The organism is Methylomonas fluvii, from assembly GCF_014850975.1.
Taxonomy (GTDB): Bacteria; Pseudomonadota; Gammaproteobacteria; order Methylococcales; family Methylomonadaceae; genus Methylomonas; species Methylomonas fluvii.
On sequence record NZ_JACXST010000001.1, the window covers coordinates 1,205,908 to 1,220,950 of the forward strand.

Below are 15,043 nucleotides of genomic sequence, written 5' to 3' on the forward strand. Positions count from 1 at the left end.
GTATGGCCGAGATCACACCGATCACGCCTTTTTCTCCAGTGCATACGATATACAAGGTTGAGCGGGAGGAGCGTGATAAACGTCCACCGCAAAAACAACCGCAAACTAAACCGGACCAGAACAAAAACAATAAACAGCCTGCCGAGCATGTTGACGAAATAGTGTGATGAGCGAATATTTATTGCTGGTTTTGGCGGGGGTAGTCGTGTTTATGCTAGCGATGTTAGGTTGGCTGTTGCGCCAGCAGAAAACACTAAAACAACAATTTCAACGCCTTGAAGAACGGGTGCAGCGTAGCAACGAGGATGTCGCTGGCCTTTGTTCCGCCGCGGTGGCTGTTGATCGGCGGCTGGCGGCGAACGACTCGCGCTTGAACAGCATTGTGGATCAAGTCAACACCCAGCGGCAAACCGTCGCTGAGGTGGCGCCCCTTGAGCCCATCCCCGCAGGCGGTTATGAAGATGTGATCCAAAAAATCCGCAGTGGAGTTGGCATCGAGACGCTGGTCAGGGATTGCGGCTTGACCCGTGATGAAGCAGTTTTGTTGATGCGTTTGCATGGTGGCGGCAAACGTTCCGGCTTGGGTTAATCGCTGGTCGTTTACTGATACTGGTCCACGCCCCGTTCCGCACGAGTTATTGATATATTCGCCACCCGCCGCAACAAACGCTGGTAATTTTCGTCGTGTTGGCTTCTATCGTTATGACGGTGCCAAAGATGTAAAACCGGTACCGCAAAGCGGCCTTCTTTCCGTTTGACACCTTGATGAATCAGGCGGATCACCAAGTCCGAATCTTCATATCCCCAGCCTTCGAAGATTTCATCAAAACCATTTGTTGCCAGGAAATTGTCCTTCCAGACCGCCAGATTGCAGGTCATGGCTTTTTGCCAATTCTGCGGTTGCCGATAACGCCAGCTGTGCAGAGGTAAATACAGTAAAGGCAACAAACGATTGATGCGGCCTCGCAGCCATTGCCGTACAAAAAAGCCGAAGGACTGTTGATGCAGCGGTATTTTTTGCCCTAATACCAGTGATGTGTAAGCTTCGTTCAATAACAGCCGGTTGCCCGGAACGAAATAACCGGTTTCGGCCAAGTGCCGATGACGGCTAATAAAATTCGGTAGCGCGACGCAATCGCCGTCCATAAACAGCAGATAATCGCCAGAACTGGCAGCAACTGCTTTGTTACGAATGGTGCCGGCCCTAAATCCCTTATCCTCATGCCAAACGTGCCGCAACGGAATTTCGCTGGTTTCGATAAAGCGTTTGATCAATTCCTGCGTTACAGTACCGGAACCGTCATCGGCGACGATGATTTCAAACCGGCGATCTTGTTGAGCCATCAGTGAGCATAAACAGGCGGAAAGCGCTTCCGGCCAGTTATAGGTTGTGACGATGACTGAGATCAATCCCTTCATTTGTTTGCCGGGTTGCGGCAAAGCTCTCGCAGTTTCAGATATTTGTAATAACTGCCCTCTGCGTTGGATATGGCCAGCATCAGGCCTTCCGCGCCATCCAAAATGGCTGCCTGGACGAAGTAGGTGCGGATGAAGGTCCACAGGCCCTTGCCGATCGCTTTGCCCAAGCTGGCGCGCTTACCGTTATTGAACATTTTCTCGGCGCCCAGCGAGGAATAAGCATTGATCTTATGCAGCACCTCGGCGGGGTCGATGAAGGCTTCGTGCCATAGTGGATTGTTGAGTTGGCGGATAGCCCCTTTAACCTCAATACGCTCATGCACGACTTCGCTGCTGAAGCGTCCGACATCGCGGCGAAACAGCCTTAGCACGTAATCCGGCCACCAGCCGCCATGCTTGATTTGCTTGCCGCAGTAGCTGGATAAACGCGGGATTTCGAAGCCCTGCACCTGGTTTTGCTGCATGGCTTGCTGAATTTCGCTTTTTAGCGCCGGGCCGACTTCTTCGTCGGCATCGATAGACAACACCCAATCGCCGCGCGCTTTATCCAAGGCCCGTTGCTTCTGTGGTCCAAATCCGGGCCAGTCGGTGATGAAGACTTTGTCGGTAAATTGTCGGCAAATTGGCACGGTTTCGTCGCTACTACCCGAGTCGAGAACGATGATTTCATCGGCCCAAGCTACCGATGCCAAGCAGCGGCCGATATGTTGCGCCTCGTTTTTGGTGATGATGATAACGCTAAGCATCGGCCTGAAGATCTGCGGATTCGACCGTTTGACTTAACAAGGCACCGAGAAAAAACGCCAACAAATAGCCTTCGGCAAAAGTTTTGAAATGCGAGTTGAACAGGCTTGAAGCACAGATTGCCACCAAAAAACTGGCGGCAATTGGTCCATAGGGCTTGTTATACATGCCCTGGCGCAATGCGACCATAATGTAAGCAAAGAACAACAGTAAGCCTATCAGGCCATTTTCCAGCCAAACAAACAGGTATTGATTATGCGGGTCGCTAGTGCTGGTACCCCGCCAACCCTGGCTTTTGGCCGAAGCATACTGACTATAAGTCGGTTTGAACGATGAGGTGCCATAGCCAAACCAAGGCGCTTTCTCGATGAGTTCCACGGTGTTTTTGTAAAAGACCACCCGAATGCCTACTGAGGTTAAATCCTGGCTGCTTTTATAACTGGCTTGTTCGTCCCAGGCCAGTCTGAATCGGTCTTGCAAGGTGTTGGAGCTCAGACCAAAGGCAAGCAGCATAATGGCGGCTGTCCCGATAATTTGCGGCAATTTGCTGTAACCGTATATCGAACCGAACGCAAAAACCGCAGCGATGGGTACGGCTAAATAGCCACTCCTACCGGTACTGATGAAGAAAATATTGAATAGAAATATGGCAATTCCCGCCCACACGGCATATTTCCAACGTGGATTCAGTGGTTCTTGCACCAGGAAGATAGCGCATAGCAGGGCCGCCACAAAAGCAGTGCTCTGGGTGGCGTGATTGGTCATGAAAATACCGGCTTCTCGGCCGTCTCTAACGATAAGATCCAACGCCCAAAGTGGCATCGCAATCATGCCTGCCATCACCATGGCGATGAAATAGCTGTAGACAAAACGTTTTTGCCACTGCGATTGCTGAAAAACGCCGAGCAGCAGGAACACGTAAACCAGCTTTTTCCAGCTGGATAAGGTCTCCAATTTGCTGTGCCAGTCTGTTTCGGCGTAAAGCGTGCCGATGATTAACCACGCAAAGAAAAGCATGATCATTTTTCCGACAGGCTGTTGCCAGGATAACTTAAGGGTCTGCACTGCCTGGCCGGAAAGTAGCCAGAATACCAGCAACGCTACGCTGGCTATGCTTGCAATAGCCGTGGAAATGGGCGCGGCGATAGCTGCGGCAATAGTCATGCTGCGACAGATATTGAGTGATGTCTCGGACGTCAGGGGGGATGCAAACATGTTTTGTGGTCTTAACGCCATAATTGATAAATGTATTTACGCTTGAGTTTTTCCCAGCGGAAAAACAGTCCTTTCAGCCAGGTGGGCGGATCGGCTTCCAAAGCGCTTTTGAACAGGCCGTTTTTACTACCTTGTTCGATGACAGGATCTTCCAGCCAAATCATTTGAATGCCGAGCTGTTTGTCGATTTTTTCGAACTGATTGTCAATCGGTTCGGCGATTTTGTGAGTTTTAATCCAATCTAGTCGCTGGCGGGCGGTACTGGAGTCAATTAGATAGGAATCGGCAAAGCGACCGCGATGCCCGAGATACAGGTATTGATCCGGTTTGCGCTGACTTTTGGGCGTAAAAAAATTACCGCCGGAGCCGATGTAGATGACTTTGTTGCCAGGAAATCGCCTGCTCTGACTGAGCGCGCGCTGTAAACCTAGCTGAAGATCCTTGCTGAACACGGCGTCGTCTTCCAGTACCAAACAGAACCCTTGGCCATTACCGTCCGCAATTTTCTGTAAGGCTGCCACATGCTTCAACGCGCAGGATTGCTGAGCCGCAGTCAGATGATGGTCGTCACGGAAATACTCAATAACCAAGCTGTCAGTCAAGTCGTCAATATCCCAGTCGAAAATAAATTCGGCCGATAAGCCGAATTCGCGCAACTGTTGTTCCATGAAAATACGGCGTTGAGCGAATTTCTTAACATTCAAAACCAAAATGCGGTCAAGGCTTGGCGATAGCATCATGCGAATTTGGAATCAGGCAGCTGACGAAAAGCCGCGATTATCGACGGTTTTGCGGAAAATAACATCATCGTTCTTACCGTTACTCGGTATTCAGGGGGGCTTGCAGCGTCTGCGCGATAACGTCGATCACCCGGGCGCTCGATAACTGATCGAGGCAGGCACTTTGGCTATTGCGATTCCTATCGCAACCTTCTAGTTGGCAGGGTAGGCAGTTTTGTTCGGTTTGGCCTTGCAGCAGATAGACATTATTTATTCGGCCAGATCCGCGAGACGCGAAAGGCGTTTTATTCTCGCTGTATCCATATGGCCAGGGGGCCCATTTTTCCGGATCGGTGGGGCCGAACAAAGCAAACGTCAGTGTGCCGGTGGCCGCCGCCAAGTGGGTGATGCCGGTGTCGGGGCCGACGAATATTGCGGCTTTGTCAATCAACGCGGACAATTGCGCCAGCGAAAGCTGGCCGGCAAGATTGATGACATCTGCTGGCAGTTGTTGCTGTAATTCTCGCAAGGCTGCCAACTCGGCGGGGTTGCCGCTGCCGGTCAATACGACTTTAAAGCCTTGCCGGTCTAAAAAGGCGATGAGCTCGCACCAGCCCTGGGTATGCCACTGCTTATAGCGCCATTGCGGCATAATATGCAGAACGGCGTAGGGATCAGTTATGCTGGGTATCGGCGCCGAGTTTTGCGGCGGGGTCAGTCGATAGCAAGGCGCTATTCCGAGTAGTTTGCAAAATCGCAAGTTTTCCAAGACGGCGTGGCCGTAATCGGCGCTAAATACCAGCCAGCGGTTAAGTAGTGTTTTCTTCCACCAAGCCTTAGTGGCATCGTCAGGCACGAAGCCTATGCTGGTCTTGCCGGCTATCGCGGCGTACAAAGTGGGCCGGTCGCCGGCTTGCGTGGAAATGGCCAAATCGTATCGGCGAAATAAACTCAGCAACAATTTCCCGAAAGCCATGCTGCCGGGCTTGCCGTCCACGGTTAGCAAGTGCCGGATGTCCGGATTGCCTTCCAGCATGCCGGCATTGCTGGCCGGTAGTAGAACGTCAATGTCTGCGTCTGGATAGGCTTGCTTCAATGACGAGATTAGTGGGGTAACCAGCAGCGTATCGCCCAGATAACGCAGGGTTATCACCAAAATGCGTTTAGGTTGTATATTGAGCGGTTTTTGATTGGGCATGGAGCGCTGGCTGATCAACATGGCTGAACATTTTAAAGGTAAACAGTATTGGACACGTTAGAAAATTCGCGCAAAACAATGACGGACGGGCAGGTGTACAAGCGTTTGCTGGCGTTTGTGTTGCCGTATTGGCGTTTATTTTTGGTAACTGCCATCGGTTTTGCTATTTACGCCGCGACCGAGCCGGCGGTAGTGATGATCATTCAGCGCATCATCGATAGCTTTGGGGCGCCGGACCGAAGTGATATTCAGTATTTGCCGCTCGCGTTCGTGGTGTTGTTTCTGGTGCGCGGCATAGGCTCGTTTTTGGGTAATTATTACCTGGCGCGAATCTCCGGCAATTTGATTCACAAACTGCGTTGCGAGATTTTTAACCAGTACACCCGCTTGTCGGTGCAGTATTTCGATGCTCACAACAGCGGCTACATGATTTCGCGGATCACCAATAATATCGGGGAAGTTACCCGCGCCACCTCCGATTCGATTCGTTCTTTCGTCCGTGAAGGCTTTACTGCGGTGGGTTTACTAGGCTATCTGGCATACACCAATTGGCAGCTATCGTTGGTGTTTTTGGCGATTGCGCCGGTAGTGGCGATCATGGTGCGTTATGTCGGCAAGCGCTTGAAGCGATTGAGTCGGAATATGCAGGATACTGTGGGCGATTTGACCCACATTACTTCGGAAATGGTGTCCGGAAATCGCATCGTGAAAAGTTTTGGCGGTGAAAATTACGAGCGCCAACGCTTTAGGAAAGCGAGTCTGGATAACCGCACCCAATATCGCAAACTGATCATGACGGTGTCGCTGAATAATCCGTTGATGCAATTGGTTATTTCTTTCGCGCTGGCCGGCATGATGTATCTGGCCTTGATCATGATGAAATCGTCCAGTCCGGGTGAGTTTGTCGGCTTTTTTACCGCAGCGTTCTTGTTGCCCAAACCGATTCGCCAATTAAGCGATGCCAATTCCGAGATTTTGCGGGGTATTGCCGCTGCCGAGTCTTTGTTCGAAGTGTTGGACGAGCCCGCCGAAATCGATGGTGGCGATTATCAGGTCGAGCGCAGTCAAGGTCGCATCGAATTTAAAAACCTCAGCTTTAGTTATCCCGGTAGCGAAACCCCGGCCTTGAATAACATCAATGTGACGATTGAACCAGGCCAGACCGTAGCCTTGGTGGGGGCTTCCGGTGGCGGCAAAAGCACGATGATTAACCTGTTGCCACGTTTTTACGACTACGAGCAGGGCGAGATTTTGATCGATGGCGTGCCGTTGAAACGCTACCGCCTGGATAGTTTGCGCCGGCAGATCGCGTTGGTTACCCAAAACGTCACCTTGTTCAACGCTTCTGTCGCGAACAATATTGCCTATGGCGCGTTACAAGGCGCTGCCAGAGAGCAGATAGAACAGGCAGCGGTCGATGCTTATGCGATGGAATTTATCAGCAAAATGCCGCAAGGATTGGAAACCGAAATCGGTGAGAACGGTGTGAAACTGTCTGGCGGCCAGCGCCAGCGTTTGGCTTTGGCGCGGGCCTTATTGAAGGATGCGCCGATTTTGATTCTGGACGAAGCCACTTCGGCGCTGGATACCGAATCCGAACGCTACATCCAGGCCGCGCTTAATCGAGTGATGCAAGGCCGCACCACACTGGTGGTGGCACATCGCTTGTCTACCATCGAAAGTGCGGATGTGATCTTGGTAATGGACAAAGGCCGGATTGTCGAACAAGGTTCGCATCGCGAGTTATTGGCTCGCGATGGTGCTTATGCCAAATTGCATAAGATGCAGTTTCAGGATGGCGGTCAAACAGACCAACCGGAGACTGCGGCCGGGCAGGAGTGAAGAGTCAGTCAGCGGCTTAGATGATCCACTGGCTGGGATAGGCGTTTAAAATTGTTTGGAGTTTTTGCTGTTGCGGAATATCAGCGGCTTCTCCTGGTTGGACAAGGCGAGTTCGCGCGCCGAATCAATCGCGGCGTCGATTCTGTGACGTTCCGGGGATTTGCTGCACACCGGATCGGTGCTATACATATCGCCGTTGAACAAGAATGCCTGACAGCGGCAACCGCCAAAATCTTTGAGCTTCTCGTCGCAGCTGCGGCAAGGCTCCTGCATCCATTCCGTGCCGCGGAAGAAGTTGAAGGTTTTCGACTCGTTCCAGATTTCCGAAATGCTGTAGTCCTTGACGTTCGGGCAATCTAGGCCAGGCAGTTCACGTGCCGAATGGCAGGGCAACGCGGTACCGTCCGGGGCGATGGTCAAGAAGGTGGTGCCCCAGCCGTTCATGCAGGCTTTTGGGCGGTCTTCGTAGTAGTCCGGCACCACGTAATAAATCTTCATTTTGCCGGCTACTTTTTCTTTATAAGCCTGGGCAATTTTCTCCGCTTCCTGGAATTGCTCGCGGGTAGGCAGCAAGGCGTCGCGATTCAAATGCGCCCAGCCGTAATATTGGGTGTTGGCCAGTTCCAGATAATCGGCGCCTAGGTTTTCGGCCATTTCCAGAATTTGCGGCATTTGGTGAATGTTTTCGCGATGAATCACGACGCACAGCACCATCGGATAACCGTGCTTTTTAATCAGTCTCGCCACGTCCTGTTTGTGCTGGTAAGTGGCGGTCCCGGCGATGTGATCGTTCAGTTCTTGGGTGCTGGCCTGGATACTGATCTGAATGTGGTCTAGGCCGGCTTGTTTCAACTCGACGATTTTTTCTTCGCTCAAGCCGTAACCTGAGGTGATCAAGTTGGAGTAATAACCCAGTTCGCGCGCGTAACCGACCAATTCGGTCAAATCCTGGCGAGTAAGCGGTTCGCCGCCGGAAAATCCCAGCTGCACCGCGCCCATTTTGCGGGCTTGGCTCAATACCCGTTTCCAGTCGTCGGTGCTTAATTCGTCGGGATATTTGGCGTAATCCAGCGGATTAGAGCAATACGGACATTGCAGTGGGCATTTATAGCTCAGCTCGGCTAACAGCCAGCGCGGCGGGGTGATATTAAGCTTGTCTGATCCAGCCATTTTGCAATGCTACGTTCAAAAAGTTAGTGATGTCGTTGGTCAAGCCGGACGTGGCGAATTTTTCTTCCAGGTCGGTGACGATTTGCGCCAGCATCCGGGTGCCATCGCAAAGTTTGAGTATTTCTGCCGAACTTTGGTTTAACTCGACCATACCTTCGGGATACAGAATCACGTACTTTTGCTGAGCTTCTTCCCATTGCAGCCTATGCAGTGGCGAGAACTGGATGAGTTGATCGGGAGTGATGGTCATAGGGTTCCAGTATTTAAGCAAACGCCTGGAGAATCAGGTCGTTTCGATGTCTTCAAAAATTTCCGCCAGTGGTAGGCTGAGGTTCAAACTGTGCAGATGGCAGTCGACTTCGCCGAAGTAATCGTGCAATAACCAATCGTTATCGGGAGTGCGACGGAAGCACTCGACGCGGCGCGCGTCGATGTCGACGATCAGGTATTCTTGTAACGACGCGAGCTTGCGGTAGGCAGCGAATTTGCCGCCGCGGTCGTAAGCAGCGGTCGAGTCGGATAGAACTTCGACGATCAGCGTTGGGTTGCAAATATATTGCTGGTTGCCTAGATCGCCAGGATGGCAGGATACCATCACATCAGGATAGAAAAACGCTTCGGCTGCTTCGACTTTCAATTTCAAATCGGCGATATAAGGCCGGCAAGGCGTGCCGCGTAAGCGTTGTTTCAAGGCGGACGCGATATTCAGGCTGACGACGACATGATCCTGTCGAGCTCCTGTCATCGCAAATACTTCGCCGGCGACGAACTCGTGCTTCTCGGTCTGGGTTTCCTCCCAAGCCAAAAAGTCGGTAGCACTAAAATGAAGTCGCTCGGCGGTTTGCATGGTTATTTTTCGATATTGAAATACGGCGGCATGTCGGCGACATAGGCAAGATACATCGCGTCGGCCATGCTCCACAATACATCCAGTTTAAATTTCAGAATTTGCACCATGCGTTCCTGTTGCTCACGGGTTTTATACCAGTCCAGCGTCAGTTCCAGGCCGTGTTCCACGTCGCGGCGGGCTTCGGTCAGGCGTTTACGGAAGTAAGTGTAACCCTCTTGTTCGACCCAGGGATAGACGTCGGGCCAGTTATCCAGGCGCTGTTGATGAATTTTCGGGGCGAAAAGTTCCGTCAGCGAGGAACTGGCTGCTTCGTGCCATTCCGCACGGCGGGCGAAATTGACGTAGGCGTCCACGGCAAAGCGCACGCCGGGCAGCACGTGTTCCAGCGATGTGATTTCTTCGCGGCTTAAGCCCACCGCGATCCCCAAACGTATCCAAGCCTCGATGCCGCCTGGGTCGCCGGGATGGCCGTCGTGGTCGAGAATGCGTTGCACCCACTTGGCGCGGGTCTCCCGGTCCGGACAGTTGGCCATGATGTTGGCGTCTTTGATCGGAATCATTACCTGATAATAAAAGCGATTGGCGACCCAGCCTTGCAGTTGCTGCTTGGTTAGTTTGCCGTCATTCATCAGCGTGTGCATCGGATGATGAATGTGGTAGAACTTTTCCATGCCGCGCAATTTAGCTTCGAATTCTTCGCGGCTCCAGGGTTGATTATCAGCAGTCATGTAACACCTTTGTTATAAGTCAATTTCCAGTCCGTCGTAAGCCACTTCGATGCCGTTGGCGTCCAGGGTTTTACGCTCCGGCGAATCTTCGTCGAGAATCGGGTTGGTGTTGTTGATATGAATCAAAATTTTCCGGGCCTTGGGTACGCCATTCAACACTTCAATCATGCCACCGGGGCCGGATTGCGGTAGATGGCCGATTTCGCGCGCATGTTTGTGGCTGATGCCGCGGGTAACCATTTCGTCGTCGGTCCAGAAGGTACCGTCTACCATCAGGCAGTCGACAGTTTGCATAGCTTTAAATACATGCGGTTCGATTTCGCCCAAGCCTGGCGAGTAATACAGTTTTTTGCCGGTGGAAATCTGCTCGACGATCACGCCGATGTTGTCACCATCGTGCGGGTCGTGGCGGTGCGGCGAATAAGGCGGTGCCTTGCTTTTCAAAGCATGGGCATAAATCCGAATGTCGTCTATACCCGGAATCTCGAACGGCGTTTCGTCGCAGGCAATCGGGTGATGATTGACGGTGCAATAGTCTTTCAACATATTGAAAAGCGGAAAGCCCGTGGTCAAATCCTGCTTGACCATCTCGGTGCAATACACATTCAAGGGTTTGCCTTCGCGCAGCATCAGCATGCCGGTTGTGTGGTCGATTTGGCTATCGATCAGTAGCACGGCTTTGATGCCGGTATCGCGGATGCCTTCTTTGGGCTGAATCGCAGGAAACGCTTCCAATTGGGCGCGAATGTCCGGTGAGGTATTGAACAGCAGCCAATTGCGGTTGTCCGTGCTGATCGCTATCGACGATTGGGTGCGGGCTTTGCCGTTGAATTGGCCGTTACGCAAGCGTCGGCAATTGTCGCAGTTGCAGTTCCATTGCGGAAAACCGCCGCCGGCGCCGGCGCCGAGAACTCTAATCTTCATGTTCGCTTAAAGGGGTTGGTGAACGAGCGGGGCATGATACGGGATTAAAAAACGCCAGGCAAAAAAAAGGGGCAGGAAAATGCCCCTTTTTTATCGTCATCCCTAAGGATTAACGGTTGTAGATGTACATGGTAACTTCAAAACCGAAACGCATGTCATTATAAGCTGGTGTTTCCCATTTCATTTATATACCCTCCAGAGGTTTTGTTGTTGTGTGCGATAGCTTGATCGAGAAAGCTGCGCCGAAGTATACGATGAAGTTTTTCTTTGCGCAACAGAGCAATCAAACCGGAACTAACAGCGCTTTGAGCGATGTCTCTGCGCTTAAGTTCCCTGTCTTACCAGGACATTTTCAGCGCAAGCGCCAACAGCACAATCGCGAAGTAACGCTTCAATTTTTGTGCCGGCAAACGGTGCGCCAATTTGGCGCCCAAGGGCGCAGTAAAGATACTGGTTATTACGATGCCGGCAAAAGCGGGTAGGTAAAGATAGCCTAGGCTGCCAACCGGTAATTGGCTAACTTGCCAACCCAATACCATGTAACTGGTTGCTGCCGCCATGGCAATAGGGATTGCACAGGTGCTAGATGTGGCGACCGCGTTTTTCATCGGCAGTCCATTGCTCACCAGATAAGGTACGGTCATGGTGCCGCCGCCTATGCCTAAAATGGCTGATAGAACGCCAATCAAAAGACCCATCGGGTAATCCAGGGAGAATCTGGCTGGATGGGATGAGGCTTTGCTGGGCTTGGGTATAGCCATTTGTACGCTGGTATATATTAGATACGCAACAAAAAACCAACGTAGTGAGTCGGCGCTAATATATTCGGCCAACACTGCGCCGCCAATGGCACCCAGTAGCATACTCGGGGCTAAATGCCTTGCTCGCCGCCAGTCGATGTTACCCAATTTATGGTGCGTGCGTACCGAAGCCGCCGACGTAAATATCGCAGTCGCCAGTGATGTGGCAACGGCAATCAACATAATTTGTTCCGGATCAAACTGCTGAGTTTGGAACACCCACACCAGCACCGGCACAATCAATGCGCCGCCGCCTATACCGAACAAACCGGCAGAGATGCCGGCGAGAATGCCCAAAAAAAGGCTGGCTAAAAAAATTTCCGTCATGATGATTAATGGCTGGGGAATAAGCAAAGCACTATGATAGCGACTCATTTATACTGTGTCTTTTGATCCATTTAAGTAGGCGAGTGGCTAAGGCATGAAAACGTATCTGGTCGGCGGCGCAGTTCGCGACCGTTTGCTGGATTTTCCGGTTAAGGAGCGTGATTGGCTGGTGGTCGGTGAGACTGCGGACAGCATGCTGGCCGCCGGTTTTCGGCCGGTGGGCAAAGACTTTCCGGTATTTTTGCATCCTATTGATCACGAAGAATATGCCTTGGCGCGTACCGAACGTAAAACTGCCCCGGGCTACAAGGGATTTGCGGTGCATGCGTCACCGGATGTGACGCTGGAAGAGGATTTATTGCGGCGGGATTTAACCGTCAATGCGATGGCAATGACGGATGACGGCGAATTGATTGATCCGTTTAATGGTCGGCGCGATTTGGAAAACCGCATCTTGCGCCATGTATCTCCCGCTTTTAGTGAAGACCCGGTGCGGATCTTGCGTGTGGCCCGTTTCGCTGCCCGTTATGCCCATTTGGGCTTTGCTGTCGCCGAGGAAACGCTGGAATTGATGCGCAAGATGGTGGTGGCCGGCGAAGTAGATTTTCTGGTTGCCGAGCGGGTGTGGGCCGAATTACACAAAGCCTTATTGGAACGGACGCCGGCGGCGTTTTTTCAGGTACTGAAAGACTGTGGCGCATTGCAGGTGGTTTTTCCGGAGATTGACGCTTTATTCGGCGTACCGCAACCGGAGAAATATCACCCGGAAATCGATACCGGCGTGCATTCGTTGATGGTGCTGGAGCAGGCCGCGCGGCTGTCCGATAAGGCCGAGGTGCGCTTGGCGGCTTTGCTGCACGACTTAGGCAAGGCCTTGACCCCTAGCCAGCATTGGCCCAGCCATCATGGGCATGAGCAAAAAGGTTTGCCGGTGCTTGCCAAGTTGTGCGAGAGATTGCGGGTGCCGAACCATTTTAAGTCGCTTTGTGCGCAGGTTATGCGATATCACACCCATTGCCACCGGGCTTTGGAATTGCGGGCGGATACCTTGACCGATATGTTGCAAACCCTGGGCGCGTTCAAGCCCGATAGTCACTTGGCTGAATTTCTCCAGGCTTGCGAAGCCGACGCGCGCGGCCGGACCGGATTCGAAGACCGGCCCTACCCGCAAGCCGACTACATTCGCTCGGCGGCAATGGCGGCTACGGCTGTCGATACCTCGGCTGCTTTGCTGAAAGGCTTGCAAGGCGAACAGATTGGGCTCGCCATCCGCAAGTTGCGGGCTCAAGCCGTCAACGATTACAAACAACGCTATCACCACCTAACAATTGAATCAGCATGAATGCCATCCTGATCTCCGCCGGCTTATTGATTTGCAGCAACGTCTTTATGACCTTTGCCTGGTACGCGCACCTGAAGGAACTGAATAACAAACCCTGGTTGTTGGCCGCATTCGTCAGTTGGGGCATCGCGCTGTTCGAATATCTGTTACAAGTGCCCGCCAATCGCATCGGTTACACGCAGTGCAGTGTCGCCCAGCTGAAAATTATGCAGGAAGTGATTGCGTTGAGCGTCTTTGTACCGTTCTCGGTGTATTACATGAAAGAGCCGTTGAAACTGGATTATCTCTGGGCCGGGCTATGTTTGCTGGGCGCGGTATTTTTTATGTTCAGAGCCAAATTAAGCTGAAATTGAACGGAATGGAATAACAATAATAATGGGTGAACAGCATGCTTAGTTACCGCCACGGGTTCCACGCCGGCAATTTTGCCGATGTTTTAAAGCACAGTCTGCTGACGCTGGCGATCAGCGCCTTGAAACAGAAAGACAAACCATTTGTTTACATCGATACCCACGCCGGTGCCGGTAAATATTCTTTTAAATCCGAGTTTGCCCAAAAAACCGGCGAATACCAGCAAGGCATCGCCAAACTTTGGGATAGTCAGGACCCACCGCCGGAATTAAAAGACTATCTATCTGCGGTACGCGCAGAAAACACCGGACGGCAATTGGTGCGCTATCCCGGCTCGCCGCAATTGGTAAAACGCTTGGTCCGGGCGCAAGACCGATTGGTATTGTCGGAATTGCACAGTAGCGATGTCGAAGCCCTTCAACAATTGTTCGCCGGCGACAAGCAGGTCAGCGTCTCCAAGGAAGACGGCTTGCAAACCTTGAGCAAGAAATTACCACCTATCCAAAAACGCGGCTTGATTCTGATCGATCCCAGTTACGAAATGCGCGACGAATACAAAAAAATCGTTGCGGCTCTAACCACCGCACATAAGCACTTTGCTACCGGTATTTATGCGCTGTGGTATCCGGTCATCGACCGCACGGCCACTGAAAACTTCATGCGGCAATTGGAGCAAAGCGGCATTCCTCGCCAGTTGCGCATCGAGCATTGCATAGCCGATGACGGGCCGGGGCGCGGCATGACCGGTTCCGGCATGTTATTTATCAATCCGCCGTGGCAACTGGATAGCCAAGCGGAAGCCTTGTTGCCTTGCTTGAATCAAGCTTTGGCCGGTGGCCAGGGGCGTTGGCGGGTAGAGTGGCAGGTGCCTGAATCGACAGTGGCAACCGCCGTAAGGAATTAGCCATGATCAGAAAGAATCTTGACTTGATCATCGTCGGTTTTGTGGTACTCGCTATCGTCATGTACGATGTGACGCTGGAGCTGCTAGGTGAATTGATGCACCTGATGTTCGAAGGATTTCATGTGGCCTTCGAGTACGTCGAATTAGGCATTGAAGAAGCCGTCGAATTGGTATTCCATGTTTTGGATATCGGCGAAATCATCGAGTATTTATTCGAGTCCGACCGCCACGGTAGCCAAGTGGTGACGTTCTATATTTTGTTGAGCATCGCCTGGTTTGGTTTTTATCGGCTCTCGAAATTTGTACCGCGGCTTTGGGAGTCTATTAAGCAATGGTCGCTTAATACCTGGGTGCGGCGGAAGACCGAATTAGAGTTGTATTGGCTGTCGCTGACGATAAGGGACAAGATGGCTATTGCTTTTACTGCCGTGGCTGTTGCTTATATCGCGTCATTTTTCGTGATGTGATTGCGTGCATCGTTGACGAAACCGTTTTATTTTTAATTTTCTT

Annotated in this window: 19 protein-coding genes; 7 read left to right on the top strand and 12 right to left on the bottom strand. The window is 51.9% G+C overall.

Annotation, left to right across the window (positions count from 1 at the left end; genetic code table 11):
* The first annotated feature begins 2 nt into the window (after positions 1–2).
* Both EBB_RS05760 and EBB_RS05765 read left to right on the top strand, forming a co-directional pair.
* Positions 3–167 (top strand): hypothetical protein, encoded by a 165-nt coding sequence (locus EBB_RS05760; RefSeq protein ID WP_192392843.1) that lies wholly within the window; start codon positions 3–5, stop codon positions 165–167.
* On the top strand, positions 167–589 hold the full coding sequence (locus tag EBB_RS05765; RefSeq protein ID WP_192392844.1) for a DUF2802 domain-containing protein: 423 nt from the start codon (positions 167–169) through the stop codon (positions 587–589). The genes EBB_RS05760 and EBB_RS05765 overlap by 1 nt, the downstream gene beginning before the upstream one ends.
* A gap of 11 nt (positions 590–600) precedes the next feature.
* Here the strand turns inward: EBB_RS05765 and EBB_RS05770 are convergent, their stop codons facing one another.
* From EBB_RS05770 to EBB_RS05790, 5 genes are all read right to left on the bottom strand, one after another.
* On the bottom strand, positions 601–1,419 hold the full coding sequence (locus EBB_RS05770; protein ID WP_192392845.1) for a glycosyltransferase family 2 protein: 819 nt from the start codon (positions 1,417–1,419) through the stop codon (positions 601–603).
* The gene (locus EBB_RS05775; RefSeq protein WP_192392846.1) at positions 1,416–2,165 is read right to left on the bottom strand and encodes a glycosyltransferase family 2 protein; all 750 of its coding nucleotides are present in this window, start codon (positions 2,163–2,165) and stop codon (positions 1,416–1,418) included. The genes EBB_RS05770 and EBB_RS05775 overlap by 4 nt, the downstream gene beginning before the upstream one ends.
* A complete protein-coding gene (locus EBB_RS05780; protein WP_225587253.1) occupies positions 2,158–3,378 on the bottom strand; it encodes an O-antigen ligase family protein in 1,221 nt (406 codons plus the stop codon). Before EBB_RS05780 ends, EBB_RS05775 begins: the two co-directional genes overlap by 8 nt.
* A gap of 11 nt (positions 3,379–3,389) precedes the next feature.
* On the bottom strand, positions 3,390–4,118 hold the full coding sequence (locus EBB_RS05785; RefSeq protein ID WP_192392847.1) for a glycosyltransferase family 25 protein: 729 nt from the start codon (positions 4,116–4,118) through the stop codon (positions 3,390–3,392).
* Between the two features lie 79 nt (positions 4,119–4,197).
* On the bottom strand, positions 4,198–5,295 hold the full coding sequence (locus EBB_RS05790) for a glycosyltransferase family 9 protein (RefSeq protein WP_225587254.1): 1,098 nt from the start codon (positions 5,293–5,295) through the stop codon (positions 4,198–4,200).
* 78 nt (positions 5,296–5,373) lie between these two features.
* Between EBB_RS05790 and msbA the strand changes: the two genes are divergently transcribed.
* Positions 5,374–7,137 (top strand): lipid A export permease/ATP-binding protein MsbA, encoded by a 1,764-nt coding sequence (msbA, locus tag EBB_RS05795; protein WP_192393557.1) that lies wholly within the window; start codon positions 5,374–5,376, stop codon positions 7,135–7,137.
* 45 nt (positions 7,138–7,182) lie between these two features.
* Here msbA and pqqE read toward each other — a convergent pair whose 3' ends face one another.
* From pqqE to EBB_RS05830, 7 genes are all read right to left on the bottom strand, one after another.
* Positions 7,183–8,307, bottom strand: coding sequence for a pyrroloquinoline quinone biosynthesis protein PqqE (pqqE, locus tag EBB_RS05800; protein WP_192392849.1), 1,125 nt, complete (start codon positions 8,305–8,307; stop codon positions 7,183–7,185).
* A complete protein-coding gene (gene pqqD, locus EBB_RS05805; protein ID WP_192392850.1) occupies positions 8,285–8,557 on the bottom strand; it encodes a pyrroloquinoline quinone biosynthesis peptide chaperone PqqD in 273 nt (90 codons plus the stop codon). The genes pqqE and pqqD overlap by 23 nt, the downstream gene beginning before the upstream one ends.
* Before the next feature lie 33 nt (positions 8,558–8,590).
* Positions 8,591–9,154: a Uma2 family endonuclease gene (locus EBB_RS05810; protein ID WP_192392851.1), complete on the bottom strand. Its 564-nt coding sequence runs from the start codon at positions 9,152–9,154 to the stop codon at positions 8,591–8,593.
* Positions 9,155–9,156: 2 nt separating this feature from the next.
* Positions 9,157–9,885, bottom strand: coding sequence for a pyrroloquinoline-quinone synthase PqqC (gene pqqC, locus EBB_RS05815; protein ID WP_192392852.1), 729 nt, complete (start codon positions 9,883–9,885; stop codon positions 9,157–9,159).
* Between the two features lie 12 nt (positions 9,886–9,897).
* On the bottom strand, positions 9,898–10,809 hold the full coding sequence (pqqB, locus tag EBB_RS05820; protein WP_192392853.1) for a pyrroloquinoline quinone biosynthesis protein PqqB: 912 nt from the start codon (positions 10,807–10,809) through the stop codon (positions 9,898–9,900).
* Positions 10,810–10,918: 109 nt separating this feature from the next.
* Positions 10,919–10,993 (bottom strand): pyrroloquinoline quinone precursor peptide PqqA, encoded by a 75-nt coding sequence (gene pqqA, locus EBB_RS05825; RefSeq protein WP_054760176.1) that lies wholly within the window; start codon positions 10,991–10,993, stop codon positions 10,919–10,921.
* Positions 10,994–11,147: 154 nt separating this feature from the next.
* Entirely contained in the window at positions 11,148–11,936 is a 789-nt protein-coding gene (locus tag EBB_RS05830) for a sulfite exporter TauE/SafE family protein (RefSeq protein ID WP_192392854.1), read from the bottom strand.
* Between the two features lie 94 nt (positions 11,937–12,030).
* Between EBB_RS05830 and EBB_RS05835 the strand changes: the two genes are divergently transcribed.
* From EBB_RS05835 to EBB_RS05850, 4 genes are read left to right on the top strand one after another with little or no spacing between them, the layout of a single operon-like run.
* The gene (locus EBB_RS05835; protein WP_192392855.1) at positions 12,031–13,278 is read left to right on the top strand and encodes a multifunctional CCA addition/repair protein; all 1,248 of its coding nucleotides are present in this window, start codon (positions 12,031–12,033) and stop codon (positions 13,276–13,278) included.
* Complete coding sequence (locus EBB_RS05840; protein ID WP_036278996.1) at positions 13,275–13,625, top strand: DMT family protein; 351 nt, start codon at positions 13,275–13,277, stop codon at positions 13,623–13,625. The genes EBB_RS05835 and EBB_RS05840 overlap by 4 nt, the downstream gene beginning before the upstream one ends.
* Before the next feature lie 41 nt (positions 13,626–13,666).
* Complete coding sequence (locus tag EBB_RS05845; RefSeq protein WP_192392856.1) at positions 13,667–14,533, top strand: 23S rRNA (adenine(2030)-N(6))-methyltransferase RlmJ; 867 nt, start codon at positions 13,667–13,669, stop codon at positions 14,531–14,533.
* 2 nt (positions 14,534–14,535) lie between these two features.
* On the top strand, positions 14,536–15,000 hold the full coding sequence (locus EBB_RS05850) for a hypothetical protein (protein WP_192392857.1): 465 nt from the start codon (positions 14,536–14,538) through the stop codon (positions 14,998–15,000).
* Positions 15,001–15,043 lie beyond the last annotated feature (43 nt).

Coding starts and splice junctions, on each gene's coding strand:
- EBB_RS05760 (WP_192392843.1), top strand. CDS start 3: ATGGCCGAGATCACACCGATCACGCCTTTTTCTCCAGTGCATACGATA.
- EBB_RS05765 (WP_192392844.1), top strand. CDS start 167: ATGAGCGAATATTTATTGCTGGTTTTGGCGGGGGTAGTCGTGTTTATG.
- EBB_RS05770 (WP_192392845.1), bottom strand. CDS start 1,419: ATGAAGGGATTGATCTCAGTCATCGTCACAACCTATAACTGGCCGGAA.
- EBB_RS05775 (WP_192392846.1), bottom strand. CDS start 2,165: ATGCTTAGCGTTATCATCATCACCAAAAACGAGGCGCAACATATCGGC.
- EBB_RS05780 (WP_225587253.1), bottom strand. CDS start 3,378: ATGTTTGCATCCCCCCTGACGTCCGAGACATCACTCAATATCTGTCGC.
- EBB_RS05785 (WP_192392847.1), bottom strand. CDS start 4,118: ATGATGCTATCGCCAAGCCTTGACCGCATTTTGGTTTTGAATGTTAAG.
- EBB_RS05790 (WP_225587254.1), bottom strand. CDS start 5,295: ATGCCCAATCAAAAACCGCTCAATATACAACCTAAACGCATTTTGGTG.
- msbA (WP_192393557.1), top strand. CDS start 5,374: ATGACGGACGGGCAGGTGTACAAGCGTTTGCTGGCGTTTGTGTTGCCG.
- pqqE (WP_192392849.1), bottom strand. CDS start 8,307: ATGGCTGGATCAGACAAGCTTAATATCACCCCGCCGCGCTGGCTGTTA.
- pqqD (WP_192392850.1), bottom strand. CDS start 8,557: ATGACCATCACTCCCGATCAACTCATCCAGTTCTCGCCACTGCATAGG.
- EBB_RS05810 (WP_192392851.1), bottom strand. CDS start 9,154: ATGCAAACCGCCGAGCGACTTCATTTTAGTGCTACCGACTTTTTGGCT.
- pqqC (WP_192392852.1), bottom strand. CDS start 9,885: ATGACTGCTGATAATCAACCCTGGAGCCGCGAAGAATTCGAAGCTAAA.
- pqqB (WP_192392853.1), bottom strand. CDS start 10,809: ATGAAGATTAGAGTTCTCGGCGCCGGCGCCGGCGGCGGTTTTCCGCAA.
- EBB_RS05830 (WP_192392854.1), bottom strand. CDS start 11,936: ATGACGGAAATTTTTTTAGCCAGCCTTTTTTTGGGCATTCTCGCCGGC.
- EBB_RS05835 (WP_192392855.1), top strand. CDS start 12,031: ATGAAAACGTATCTGGTCGGCGGCGCAGTTCGCGACCGTTTGCTGGAT.
- EBB_RS05840 (WP_036278996.1), top strand. CDS start 13,275: ATGAATGCCATCCTGATCTCCGCCGGCTTATTGATTTGCAGCAACGTC.
- EBB_RS05845 (WP_192392856.1), top strand. CDS start 13,667: ATGCTTAGTTACCGCCACGGGTTCCACGCCGGCAATTTTGCCGATGTT.
- EBB_RS05850 (WP_192392857.1), top strand. CDS start 14,536: ATGATCAGAAAGAATCTTGACTTGATCATCGTCGGTTTTGTGGTACTC.